Source organism: Novosphingobium sp. (assembly GCF_041915465.1).
Taxonomy (GTDB): domain Bacteria; phylum Pseudomonadota; class Alphaproteobacteria; order Sphingomonadales; family Sphingomonadaceae; genus Novosphingobium.
In genome coordinates this window covers 1-12979 of record NZ_JAYSBK010000088.1, presented here as the reverse complement: position 1 = coordinate 12979, position 12979 = coordinate 1, and the positions used below count along the sequence as shown (strand labels likewise).

The 12979-nt window shown below is 63.8% G+C and carries 8 protein-coding genes and 1 tRNA gene; 5 read left to right on the top strand and 4 right to left on the bottom strand.

Translation table 11 applies throughout. The features are described from left to right. The 4 genes from ACE3SN_RS13280 to ACE3SN_RS13265 all read left to right on the top strand — a co-directional run. Positions 1–585, top strand: a 585-nt coding sequence (locus ACE3SN_RS13280) for an NAD kinase (RefSeq protein WP_374530755.1), incomplete at its 5' end; no start/stop codon positions are given. Positions 586–657: 72 nt separating this feature from the next. Beyond that, positions 658–732 (top strand) — tRNA-Asn (locus ACE3SN_RS13275). Positions 733–902: 170 nt separating this feature from the next. Next, positions 903–2462, top strand: a complete 1560-nt coding sequence (locus ACE3SN_RS13270; RefSeq protein ID WP_374530753.1) for a sensor histidine kinase — start codon at positions 903–905, stop codon at positions 2460–2462. Next, entirely contained in the window at positions 2459–3103 is a 645-nt protein-coding gene (locus ACE3SN_RS13265; RefSeq protein WP_374530751.1) for a response regulator, read from the top strand. Before ACE3SN_RS13270 ends, ACE3SN_RS13265 begins: the two co-directional genes overlap by 4 nt. A 76-nt stretch (positions 3104–3179) precedes the next feature. On the opposite strand, the gene ACE3SN_RS13260 is transcribed toward ACE3SN_RS13265, so the two are convergent. Next, complete coding sequence (locus tag ACE3SN_RS13260) at positions 3180–4442, bottom strand: autotransporter domain-containing protein (RefSeq protein WP_374530757.1); 1263 nt, start codon at positions 4440–4442, stop codon at positions 3180–3182. 3911 nt (positions 4443–8353) lie between these two features. On the opposite strand from ACE3SN_RS13260, the gene ACE3SN_RS13255 reads away from it, so the two are divergent. After that, complete coding sequence (locus ACE3SN_RS13255; protein WP_374530749.1) at positions 8354–9106, top strand: HD domain-containing protein; 753 nt, start codon at positions 8354–8356, stop codon at positions 9104–9106. 13 nt (positions 9107–9119) lie between these two features. Here ACE3SN_RS13255 and ACE3SN_RS13250 read toward each other — a convergent pair whose 3' ends face one another. From ACE3SN_RS13250 to ACE3SN_RS13240, 3 genes are all read right to left on the bottom strand, one after another. Then, entirely contained in the window at positions 9120–9857 is a 738-nt protein-coding gene (locus tag ACE3SN_RS13250) for a sulfite exporter TauE/SafE family protein (protein WP_374530747.1), read from the bottom strand. Between the two features lie 16 nt (positions 9858–9873). Beyond that, positions 9874–12606 carry a preprotein translocase subunit SecA gene (gene secA / locus ACE3SN_RS13245; protein WP_374530745.1) on the bottom strand — a complete coding sequence of 911 codons (2733 nt, stop codon included), beginning with the start codon at positions 12604–12606 and terminating at the stop codon, positions 9874–9876. A 94-nt stretch (positions 12607–12700) separates the two neighbouring features. Continuing rightward, a partial coding sequence (locus tag ACE3SN_RS13240) for a hypothetical protein (RefSeq protein ID WP_374530743.1) occupies positions 12701–12979 on the bottom strand: 279 nt, incomplete at its 5' end.

Below are 12979 nucleotides of genomic sequence, written 5' to 3'. Positions count from 1 at the left end.
GGCCTCAACTACGGCACCGTCGGGTTCATGATGAACAAGCCCAAGTCGAGCCGTTCGCTGATCGAGCGCGTGAGCAGGGCCAAGCCGCTGGCCGTCACCCCGCTGGAAATGATCGCGACCACGGGCACCGGCAAACTGATCAGCGCCTATGCGATCAACGAAGTCTCGCTGCTGCGCGAAACGCGCCAGACGGCGAAGCTGGAGGTGGCCGTCAACGGCAAGGTGCGCCTGCCCGAACTGTTTTGCGACGGCATCCTGGTGGCGACCCCGGCGGGCACGACGGCCTATAACCTTTCCGCCAATGGCCCGATCCTGCCGCTTGGCTCGAACATGCTGGCGCTTACCCCGATCAGCCCGTTCCGACCCCGCCGCTGGCGCGGCGCGATCATTCCCGATCACTATGAAATCGACTTCACGGTGATCGAACCGGAAAAGCGCCCGGTGGCGGCCGTGGCCGACCAGAAGGAACTGCGCGACATCCTGGCCGTGCAGGTCAAGGTGGCCCGCGAACGCCAGCTGACCCTGCTTTTCGACCCCGGCAAGACGCTGGAAGACCGGATTTTCGCGGAACAGTTCCACTACTGATATTTTTGCCGCGCAGCGACTTGCCAAACGCGGCGGCGCTGTTATAGGCGCACCCCTGTCCGAAAGGACTGCTCCCTGATAGCTCAGCGGTAGAGCTCTCGACTGTTAATCGAGCGGCCGTAGGTTCGAATCCTACTCAGGGAGCCATTTCCTTCCTCACATTGGCGGAAAACCGGGCCTTTCTCCTTGACCGGGCAAGTCCGAAAGCGCACTCGTCAGCCTGAAGTGCATCCGGGAAGGTCGCCTTGCACAACGCGCTGAAATTCCGTTCCGGTCAGGTGATTCCGCTTTGCCGCGTCGCGCTCGCCGGGACGTTCTTGCTCACCTCCCTCGCCGATCCGGAATACCCTTTCGGTTCAACCCGGCTCGGCATGGGCATGCTGATGGGCTATTTTGCCTATGCGCTGATCATGGCGGTGATCGCCTGGCGCGACTGGTGGCTCGACCACCAGCTCAGGATCGTCAGCTTCGCGCTCGAAGCGATCTTCAGTTTCGCCGTGCTGTTCCTGATCGAAGGCAGCCCCGGTGGCCCCATCAGCCCGTTCATGGCGCTGTTCGTGTTCCTGCTGGTGACCGGCACCCTGATCTGGCAGCAGTGGCGCCTGATCGCCGTTGCGGCCGCGCTGCTGGGCATTTATTGCCTGACCGGCATCGCCATAGTCATGACCGATGCCTACTTTGACCCGCACTGGTTCGGTCGGCGGCTTGCCTTCATGCTGGTTATCGCGACCCTCGTGATCTGGTTTGGACACTCGCGCGGAAAACCGCGGGCCGAACGGCTTGACTGGTCGATTGACGATAGCCTGGAAGAGCGCTTTTCGATCATCGCCGCCTACCTGCAAACCCACATCGATGCGCCCGGTCTGGGGCTGGTCTGGATGCCCGAAGACGAACCCTGGGCCTTCGTCCAAACCAGCGGAGCCCTTGGCGAAAGCCAGCGCCGGGTCAGCCCCGAGGAGTTCGATTTTTCCGACCTTTACCCTTGCGATGCGGTCCTGTTCGATCGGCTGCGCGGGCGCAACCTTGTGCTAAGCCGGCACGAAAGCCTGAAGGCAAGGCGCGGGCGAATCCCGCTTTCGCTGGCTGATTTTCTGAACCTGCCGACGGGCTTGCTGGTTCCGATCCGCGCCGAGGCCGGCCAGGGGGCACTGGTGCTGATCGGCTCCCGCGCCATGTCTCCGGACTACTTGCGTCCGACCGCGGTCATCGCCCAGGAAATCGCTCTGGCGCTGGACCGGCACGAGATCAACGCGATGACCAAGGCCGCTGAGATCGCCCACCTGCGCGAAAAGCTGGCCCGCGACCTGCACGACAGCGTGGTCCAGACGCTGGCGGGGGAATCCCTGCGGCTTGGCGTACTTCGGGCAAAGCTGGCCCAGGGGCGGGATATTGCCGCCGAACTGGGCCTGCTGCACGAATCGCTCGACGAGGAACAGCGCAACGTCCAGCGGATCATCGGCCGCCTTCACGAGACCGCCCCGCACAATTCCGAGTGCGACCTTGGCGCGACGATCGCCGAGACGCTCGCGCGATTGGGGCGGCAATGGGGAATCGATATCACGCTGGACATGACCAGCGACCAGCAGACGGTTGCGGAGCCGCTTGCCCATGAATTCGAGCTGCTGCTGCGCGAAGCCATCGCCAATGCCGTGCGCCACGGCAATGCCACCAGTGCCAGGGTTCAGGCCAGAATAGTGGGACACACAGTCCGCATGACGATCATCGATAATGGCAGGGGCTTTCCCGCCAGCGAAGAGGCCCCGTTCCCGCGCTCGATAACGCAACGCGTGCAGCACCTGGGCGGAACGCTCGACATCAGCACGAGCGGGTCCGACACCACCTTGTCGATTGTCATCCCCGGAGTAGGGCCCGCATGACCAGCGTCGTAATCGCAGACGACCACCCGATCGTGAACGAAGGGCTGAGTGCGGTCCTCAGGCAGGCGGGAATTCTTGTCTCGGCCGCCGTGGGCGATGGGCGCGCGCTGATCGACGCGGTGAAGGAATTCGATCCCGACCTGGCGATCATCGACGTCTGGATGCCCGTGCTGGACGGCATCGCCACCCTCACCGAACTGCGCAAAGGCGGGGCCGACCTGCCGGTACTGCTGCTGACGGCGGGCGTTGACGACGCGCATCTTGCCGCATTGATCGAGGCCGGCGCCGACGGGATCATCTTCAAGCAATCCGCAGGTGCTCACCTGGTCGAGGCCGTGGAGACCATTCTGCGCGGCGAACCCTATTTCGAACCCCCGGCACTTGAGCGCGCACGGGCCTGGGCAGATCGCTCATCGGGCAAGCTGGCGCTGTCCGAGCTATCGGAACGCGAACAGGCGATCGCCCTGGCGGCAAGCGACGGAACCAAAAACCGAGAGATCGCCGAGCAGTTTGGCGTAAGCGAGGGCGCAATCAAGGTTTCGCTCCACCGCATCTATGACAAGCTGGGCGTGACGAACCGCACCGAGCTGGCTCTGCTGGTCAAACAGGCACGCATCCCGACGGGCAAGACCGCCAGCTAGCCGGCATATGCAAAGGGGGCGGATTGCTCCGCCCCCTTCGTCAGGTATCGATCCGATTGGGATCGCGCGATCAGGCTTACATCCCCGAACCCGGACCGTAGGTGATTTCCACCCGGCGGTTCTGCAGTTCGCGCACGCCATCGGCAGTCGGCACACGCGGATTGTTTTCGCCAAAGCCCTGGGTGGTGATCGCCGCGGCATCGACACCGTGGTTGGTAAGGTAAGTGCCAACCGCAGCGGCCCGGCGTTCCGACAGGCCCTGGTTGTAGGCGGGCTTGCCCGAACGGTCGGCATAGCCCGCGACCATCACCGGCACCTTTGCGCAGTTGCCATAAGCGACCACCGCAGAGTCGAGCACCGTCGCGGCCTCGGGCGTGATGTCCGACTTATCCCAGTCGAAGAACACGATGTAAGGACCCTTGGCGCAAACCGGCGGCGGCGGGGCTGCCTCGACCACCGGAGGCGGCGGCGGGGGCGGCGGCGGGGGCGGCGGGGGCGGCGGCGGCGGCGGCGGGGTTTCCGCACCGCCGAAGCGCAGCACCAGCGAGCCGTAGACCGCGTTGTCGTTCAGACCGCTTGCGAACCGGCCCTGATAGCCGATCCGACCGGTCAGGCGATCGGTCAGGCCAGCGGCCAGGCTGAAGCCCGCCATCACCGAGTCCTGCTTGGTCACCGGCGAGCGCACGGTGAACCAGCTGGCACCCGGCGCATCGACGAAGCGCGCCGTGGTGGTGAAGAACGGATCGCCGTCGTCATGGCGATAGGCCACCTTGGCTTCGGGGATCACTCCGCCCAGGTTGCCCGCCAGCTTGAAGCCGGCCAGCAGCGTGGTCTGGTGCTGGCTCTGCTCACCGAACTGGAGGTTGGCGCCAGCCACCCCGGTTTCGGTAAAGCCCAGCATCTTCACCTTGGTGTAGTCGACACCGACGAACGGGGTCAGCCAGGCCGACTGGCCGAGCATGAAGCGGGCGCCGGCTTCGCCATAGGCGTTCCAGATCCGCATCTTGGGCTCGCCAATCGCCACGCCGACGGTCGAGACGACCGAGATCGAACGGGTGCTGGTGCCGTCAAGCGCCGCATAGCTGCCGTTGCCGCGCAGGTAGAACGACCCGGTATCGACCCCGGCAACGAGGCCGAGCTGATAGCCGTCCGCGTCGATCTGGCCATTGTTGCGGGTGAACTTCGACTTGGTCTTGCGGTAGCCACCGAACGCACCGACGGTGAAGACACCGGTGGTGTAATCGAGGCCGAGCAGCGCGAAGTAGTTATCGCTCTTGTAGCCCGGCGCATTGACGTCGGTATCGACCTTGGCGTTGTTGAACCCGCCCAGCGCCCACATCCGCAGGCCCCCTTCGGGATCCTTGCACATGTCGATGCCCTTCTTGCTGATCGCGCAGTCAAGCTGGTCGGACACGAGGGTCGAAGTCTGCAGGCTGGTGTTGCGCAGCCCCTGGACATAACCCGCGTACTGATCGCCCGAGATCTGGTCCAGCGCGCCCGGATAGGTTGCCGCCGTCTGCAGGAACAGGTTGGCAAGCAACGTACCATAGGCACCCGTCTGACCCGGATTGTAGACCGCTTCGATCGCGTTGCCCGTGGCGGTCTGGTTGAAGGTCAGCCCAGGTACCGCGCCAAAGGCGACGCGGGTCAGCGTGACGTCGACGTTGTTTCCGGTGTCGTAAGCGGCAGTCGGCGTCAGCAGCGCCGAGCGCGTGCTGGTGACGACATTGGCGAACTGGCCGGTCAGCGTGTTGGCATCGATGACGTTGTTGTAGAAGTACAGGTCGTCATAGAGCCCGTTCGGGGTCGACAGCCGCAGTTCCAGCGTACCGCCGAGCGAGGCGGTGTTGGTGATGATCTGCGGATAGACCGTGTGAGTGCTCAGCGTGCCGACCGAAGCGGAGCGGAGCCCGGCATCGTGAACTATGTTCGAGTACGGGCTGGTCGGCAGCTGGATCGCCAGGGTGCCGCCGCTTTCCTGGGTGAAGCTCTGGACATAGCCACCCGCCGGACCATCGTAATTCGGGTTCGAATTGCGCGGATCCATCAGATAGAGCGTTGCGCCAGACTTGATCGTGAGGCTGCCTTGCAGAGCCTCATCAGGATTGATGAAGCCATCGAGGCGGGTCTCGCCGCCGGCAATCGTGATCGTATCGGCGGCCGAGATGTCGATGTCGCCATAGACATAGCTCTGGCCGAGGAAGCGGATCGCGACCGGGTTGGGTGCCAGGCTGGTATCGATGGCCAGGCCATGATCCCAGGTCGCGCCCATGTCGGTGCTCTGGCGGGCAATGATCGAGCCACCGTTGTTGATCAGCGTGAAGAGGTCACCCTCGCCAGCCTGAACATTCCAGGTGTTCTCGTAATCCAGCACGCGGATGCCATAGGCCGCAGCGGGTGCGCCGTTGGTCATCGCCGAGACGTTGATCGTACCCAGGTTCTGCATCGTCACGTTGTTGGAGGCCGAGACGAACTCCACACCGACTGCGGTCGCGCCGACGGACAGCGTCTGTCCCGACACGATGCTTCCGGGCAGCATGAACTCGCCATCGGGCAGCGCCGCATCCCCGGTGGCCTGGGCCGAAACCGCAATCGTGCCACTGTTGGTCACGGTGCCGGTCAGGGCGTAGGTCGGGATCGAAGGTTCTTCTTCCACGTCGCTCGGCGGATGCTGGCCACCGCCTTGGCCGCTATCGCCGCCATGGACGATATCGGGCAATTCGGGCAGCGGTTCGTAATTGGCATAGAAGCCCATACCGGTGGCCAGGGCATTGCCCAGACGGACTGCTTCGGAACCGGCCGAGGTATTGGCTGAGGCGGAAACGCTAACGGTTCCGCTGTTCGAAACGGTGACCCCCACCGGCTCGCCAGTCACGCGGTAACCCGCCGCCGATGCCAACGCACCAGCCCCGATGCTGCCGCCATTCGCGGTGGCCGAAGCCGTGACGCCCAGCGTGCCCGAATTGGCGAAGCGCGCATCGGTGTTCTTGCCAAGCAGCACCTGGGTGACGCCGACCACATCGTGCGCGGTCGGAAGGCGTCCCTCATCAACCGGGAAGCCGACATCGAGCACCAGGTTGGCGGTACCTGCGGTTGCGAAGGCACCAATACCGGATGCCGTCGTGGTCGATCGCACCAGGAAGCTGCCACTGTTGTTGAAACTTGCCACCGGCGTCCCACCATCGACTTGCGCAGTCTGGAGCAGGCCTGCATCGACGTAGGAATGGGCTTCGCCATAGCCGCCATTGGCAGTAACCGTCGCGATTGAACGCAGATCGACACGGCCACTGGAAGCGTTGGTGAAGGTCAGCGTGCCGATATTGGTGTAATAGCCAAAAGTCGGTTCGCTCCCCGTATCCACGGCCGGCGTCGTGCCGCCGCCGCCACCGCCGGTGCCACCGGTTCCGCCGGTGAGCGAGTATTTGGTCGGACCGGTAACCTCGGCGACCTGGACGATCGCGTTGTTCACGGTCGAAATCGCATAGGCATCCCCCTCCGTCGCGGTCGAGGAACCATTGACGCTTACGTCGATCCGGCCCGCGTTGGTCAGATCGGCAGTCGCCGTATCGTTGCCGGTGCCATTGGCCTGCGTCTTCTGGACGATCAGGCCGGCCGCAGCATTGCGGGCCACGGCATCGCCGGCCGGGTTGGCGGCGGTTGCATTGGACACCACGTTGATGCGCGCACCCGCGGCATTGGTGAACGTCACGTTGGAGACGTCGTCACCCCAGCCATTGGCCTGCCCGCGCTGAGAAATCACCCCATGCTCGCTGATGATGGGGCTATCGACCCCGAACAGCTGATAGCGGTTGATGGTGCCGACACCCACCCCGTTCGGTCCGTAGGTGTTGGGGTAGATATCTGCGTACTGCCCGAAATTGGCCGGGGTAAGCTTTACGCCCATCAGCGAGGTGGCGGACCCTACTGCCGACGCATTGGTCGTGAGGTTGATCGTCCCCGTATTGTTGAGGGCCAGCGTGGCCACATCGTTCCAGCCGGTGGTAGGATCGCTCTGCAATCCGCCGCCATTGGCCTGAACGCGCTGCGTCAACACTTCGGTAGCGAAAGCTGTCGCGGTGAGCGCGGTGCCCGGTCCAACCCCGGCCGTCGCGTCGAAGGTCAAGGTGCCGCTGTTGTTGACGGTCCCGGTAAGATTGCTGTTGCCGCGACCGGTGGCCTGGATCTGCTGGACCACACCGCCGGTAACCTTGGCGGTGGCGCTGATCGTCCCTGGGATCACGGGAGCCGCGCTGGCCGTGATGCTTACCTGACCCGAATTGGTGATCGTGCCGGTACCGGTGGTGATTGCATCGGGGCTCTTGGCGGAAAAGACGAACTGACGAATGGCCGGCGAACCGGTTTCACCGCCCGTACCGACCGCGGCGGAGACCACGCCAGCACCGCTTGCCGCCGCGCTGACTTCCACCGTCCCGCTATTGTTCATCAGCGCTGTTGCAGAGCGCCCCTTGGTTTCGACAGAAGCGACTTGCGCGATCCCGCCATAAACGGCCGCCGTTGCGTTGCCATCGCTCGACGAGGCAATCGCGCGAACGCGGGTGACGCCGGTATTCACCAGCGTTGCAGAGGCATCCCAGGTTGCGCCTTCCACATCGCCCAGCAGGTGCTTTTGCGTGATGGCCGACTGATAGGCCCCGGTCGCGGGGACATCGGGCGTGGTATTGCCCACGGTCGCCGTGGCCGTGCCGGTGCCGCTTGCATTGGCCGTGATTTCAACCGTGCCGCCGTTCGTCAGCGAGGCCGGCGTCGCATCTTCCGAGACCTGCGCGACTTCGCCGTTGTTCAGGTTGTCGACAATTGCCGTGGGGTTCGTGCCGGTCGCCGTCACGCCGCCGGAATAGAGTTCAAGCGTTAGCGTGGTCAGGGGATTTGGCAAAAGTGCGCCGCCGTTGATCGCCACGGTCTGGGCTGCAACCGGTGCGGCGATGCAGATCGCCAGCGCCGATGCGCCGATGCACAGAGCCTGACGCGATATCCTGTTTTTCATAGATTCCTCCCTCAACTGAAAGCGTTTCGGTGCCTTTGCCCGATCCCAGCCCGGACGCAGCAACTTAGCGTAACTATGGTTACACCAACAAGACCGCGCGGCTTTGACGTCAGTCAATTTGACAAGCTTATTGACGGCAATTGTTTCCGCCCTCGGTATTTTCAACTAAGCGCATAAAACGATTGAATTAATCCGGAGATCGGCAGGCATTGCCGGGTTCGTTCCGACCTGCCAGATTACTCGGCATGTGCATGCACCCAGCCAATGCCGGCGAATCGCGTCCCTGGCCCCAGCAAGGGCGTGAGCGAATCATCTGCCCTTCGCCGATCGCCTGGGTCGGCACGGACACGCCCGATCCCGAACCCGGCATGCTGGGGCGCCTGTCGGAAAAGGCGGTGTTCATGATGGGCGACAATCCCGCCCTGCCCCGCATGCCCGAGCGGCCGACGCTGATCGACTTCTTCAAGCTGCGCTTCAACGATTTCACCGTTCAGCACCTCCTCGCCAGCGCCAACCGCGCGCTGAAGGAAGGGCATGACGAGAAGATCGTGATGGCCTGCATGCTGCACGACATCTCGAACGGCTGCCTGGTGCGCCCCGATCATGGTTACTGGAGCGCGCAGATCGTCGCGCCCTATGTCGACGAGGAAGTGGCCTGGGCGATCAAGTATCACCAGGCGCTGCGCTATGTCCCCGACGAGAGCGTGAACTACGCCTACCCGGTCAGCTACGACCGGTTCTTTGGCGCGGATTACGAAATGCCCGCCTACCTTCGCCGCGATGCCGAAGTGGCCCGCGCGCACCGCTGGTACATGACCTCGCGCGTGGTCACGATCAACGATCTCTACTTCTTCGAGGACACCGATCCGGTCGATCCGGAAATCTTCACCGACATCATCGGCCGCAATTTCCGCCAGCCGGAGGAAGGGCTCGGCCACGACGATTCGCCGTCCGCCCACATGTGGCGCACGATGATCTGGCCAAACAACTTCCTGTAAGCCCCCCCGCGCGTCAACCGATCAGCAGGCGGCTTCCGGCCCAGATTGTGAGGGCCGCGGTCAGCCAGCGGATCACCTTTTCCGGCAGCCAGCGCAACGCCAGCAGGCTGCCGAGCTGCCCGCCCAGCACCACCGCGATCAACAGCGGCAGCGCGCCCGTGAGCGCCTCGGCAAAGCGCTCTGGCCCGTTCTTGGTAAGCTGGCCGATGAGACCCGAAACCGAGTTGATCAGGATGAACAGGCTGGTGGTCGCCGCGATCTGCCGTGCTCCGGCCCAGCGGGTGAGGTGCAAGAGCGGCGCAAGGAAGATACCGCCGCCAATCCCGACGAGGCCCGCCAGGTAGCCCAGCGGCGCCACGGCAAGGGGCATCAGCCGCGCCGCGCCGGTCGGCTGGGCATCAAGCTCGGGCGCGCGCGGGGCGAACAGCGCCAGTCCCGCGCCAACCAGGCTGAGGCCAAGGATGAACAGGAACGTCGCCTGCCTGATCGGGGTCAGCCCGCCCAGAAAGGCCAGCGGCGCCGCGATCAGCGACAGCACCAGCGCCCGCTGCCACGGCACCGCCCCGGCCCGCGAAAAGCGCAGGATGCTGCCCGAAACGACCACGATATTGCAGGCCAGGCTGACGATCGGCAGCAGCTTGTAATCGAACCCGATCAGGCTCAGCAGCGCATTATAGGTCGATCCGCCGCCAAACCCGACCGAGGCATAGAGCAGCGCGGTGGCGAAGAAGCCGAATGGCAGCCAGATCACCGCGCCCTACTCCGGCTTAGCCGGCAATACCGTGACAGTGCTTGTACTTCTGCCCCGAGCCGCAGGGGCACGGCGCGTTGCGCGACAGGCCCATGTTGGCATAGGGATCGCTCCCGCCCGGAATGTCGATCGTTGACCCAGCCGCGGCGACGCCCGAACCCAGCGCGCCCAGCATCGCCGAAGCGCCCGGGGTGACGACCGCGTCGTTTTCGCCGCTGAACGGATCGATGTGGCTGGTTAGGAATTCCGGCAGTTCGGGCAGTTGCAACGGTTCGGGCATCCTGAGTTCGCTGTTCATCAGAATCCGCGTCACGTCGAGCCGGATCGCTTCGAGCATCTTCTCGAACAGGCCGAAGGCTTCCTGCTTGTACTCGTTGATCGGCGTCTTCTGCGCATAGGCGCGCAGGAACACCACCTGGCGCAGCGCGTCGAGCGTGGCGAGGTGTTCCTTCCAGTAATGGTCGAGCCGTTCGAGCAGGATCTGCTTTTCGACCTGCCGCCAGATCGCGCCGTCCTGGCCGATCTTGGCTTCCATCTTGGCGTCGGCCGCGGCGGAGAGGTGTTCCTCGATGTGTTCGGGGTCGATCCCGTCTTCGGCCAGCCATTCGTCGAATGGCGCCTCGAGCCCCAGCACTTCAAGCGTGCGGGCCTTGAGCCCTTCGATGTCCCACTGTTCGGGATAGGATCCCGGCGGGCAGGCATCGCCGACCAGCGTGTTGACCGTATCGTGGCGCATGTCGACAACCACGTCGTCGACCGTTTCGGAATCCATGATGTCGGCGCGCTGTTCGTAGATGACCTTGCGCTGGTCGTTCATCACGTCGTCGTATTCGACCACCTGCTTGCGAATGTCGTAATTGCGCGCCTCGACCTTCTTCTGCGCGGTCTCGATCGCCTTCGACAGCCAGCGCGAACCGATCGCCTCGCCGTCGGCGAGGTTCGAATTCATCATCTTGGCGAACAGCGTGTCCGGCCCGAAAATGCGCAGCAGGTCATCCTCGAGGCAGAGGTAGAACTTTGACAGCCCGGGGTCGCCCTGACGGCCCGAACGGCCGCGCAGCTGGTTGTCGATGCGGCGGCTTTCGTGGCGTTCGGTGCCGATCACGCAAAGCCCGCCAGCGGCCAGCACCTGTGCCTTCTCGGCCTCGATCTCGGCCTTGATCCGTTCGAGGGCGGCATCGCGCGCCGGGCCTTCGGGCATGTCCTTGAGCTCGTCTTCCATGCGGAATTCAAGGTTGCCGCCCAGCTTGATGTCGGTACCGCGCCCGGCCATGTTGGTGGCAATGGTCACCGCGCCAAGCCGGCCCGCCTGGGCGACGATGTGGGCTTCCATCTCGTGGAACCGCGCGTTGAGCACGTTGTGCTTCACGCCCAGCTGCTTGAGGTAGTCGGACAGCATTTCCGACTTTTCGATCGAGACGGTGCCGACCAGCACCGGCTGCCCCGCGCCGGCTTTTTCGCTGATCAGCTTGGCGATCGCCTGGAACTTGTCCTGCGTGTTCTTGTAGAACTCGTCTTCCTCGTCGACGCGCTGGACCGGAATGTTGGTCGGGATGGTCACCACGTTCATCTTGTAGATGTCGTAGAATTCGGCCGCTTCCGTCGCCGCCGTACCGGTCATGCCGGCCAGCTTGGGATACATGCGGAAATAGTTCTGGAAGGTGATCGAGGCCATGGTCTGGTTTTCCGGCTCGATCCGGACACCTTCCTTGGCTTCGACCGCCTGGTGCAGACCGTTCGACCAGCGCCGCCCGTCCATCATGCGGCCGGTGAACTCGTCGATGATCACGACCTTGTCGTCCTTGACGATATAGTCGATGTCCCGCTTGAACATGACGTTCGCCTTGAGGCTCTGGTCGAGGTGATGCACCACCTGGGTGTTCTCGATGTCGTAGAGGTTCGAGCCAACCAGCAGCCCTGCACTTTCAAGCAGGCGTTCGGCCTTTTCGACGCCGTCTTCGGTCAGCGTGATGTTCTTGGTCTTTTCGTCGGCCTCGTAATCCTCGGGGACGAGCTGCTTCACGATGCCGTCGACCGCAACATACAGTTCGCTCTTGTCGTCGGTCGGGCCCGAGATGATCAGCGGCGTGCGCGCTTCGTCGATCAGGATCGAGTCCACTTCGTCGACAATCGCGAAGTTGAACGGGCGGTGCACCATCTGCCCGCGCTCATGCTTCATGTTGTCGCGCAGGTAATCGAACCCAAGCTCGTTGTTGGTGGCGTAGGTGATGTCCGAGTTATAGGCCTCGCGGCGTTCCTCTTCATTGAGGTTGGGGACGATCACCCCCACGGTCAGGCCGAGGAACTTGTAGATCTGGCCCATCCATTCGGCGTCGCGGCGGGCAAGGTAGTCGTTGACGGTGACCACGTGTACGCCCTTGCCTTCAAGCGCGTTGAGATAGACCGCCAGCGTCGCGACCAGGGTCTTGCCCTCACCGGTGCGCATTTCGGCAATTTCGCCGCGGTGGAGCACGATGCCACCGATCATCTGCACGTCGAAATGGCGCATCCCGAGCACGCGGCTCGACGCCTCGCGCACGGTGGCGAAGGCTTCGGGCAGGATGTCGTCGAGCTTCTTGCCTTCTTCCAGCTGGCGGCGGAACTTGGCGGTCTGGGCCTGCAGCTCTTCGTCGGTAAGGGCGGAAATCGTGGGCTCGAACGCCGCGATCTGCTTGACGATCTTGTCGAGCGACTTGACGTAACGATCATTTGACGAGCCGAAAATGGCCTTGGCGATTGCGCCGATCATGCGGAAATTCCTGACTTTGAATGGGGTATGACAGATGGCCGCAAGCGGGGCGCACTGGCCCCACGCAGCCGCATTGGCGGATCAGCAGGCCGCCCTATTCGAACGCGCGGTCGGCGCCGAACAAAACCGAGGGAATATAGACCGTGGGCCGCGAGGGCTGGACCCGGCCACTTTCGCGATCGCGCCGTTCCTGGCGGTTCGCGGGCGCATCGGCCGAAGCGGACTGTGCCGCCTGGCTGCGGGTGGAGCCCCGCGCGCTTTCAACCGAACCGATTTCGGTATCGCCCCCGCCGATCCGCGCCTGGGCAGGCGCGGCCTGCGCGGCGATGCCCGCGAACAGGGCCAGAAGGGCAAGCAGAATACGGTTCATGGC

Excerpts from the sequence above, each read along its gene's own strand:
- ACE3SN_RS13265 (WP_374530751.1), top strand. The coding sequence starts at position 2,459 with ATGACCAGCGTCGTAATCGCAGACGACCACCCGATCGTGAACGAAGGG.
- ACE3SN_RS13260 (WP_374530757.1), bottom strand. The coding sequence starts at position 4,442 with ATGTGGGCGCTGGGCGGGTTCAACAACGCCAAGGTCGATACCGACGTC.
- ACE3SN_RS13255 (WP_374530749.1), top strand. The coding sequence starts at position 8,354 with ATGTGCATGCACCCAGCCAATGCCGGCGAATCGCGTCCCTGGCCCCAG.
- secA (WP_374530745.1), bottom strand. The coding sequence starts at position 12,606 with ATGATCGGCGCAATCGCCAAGGCCATTTTCGGCTCGTCAAATGATCGT.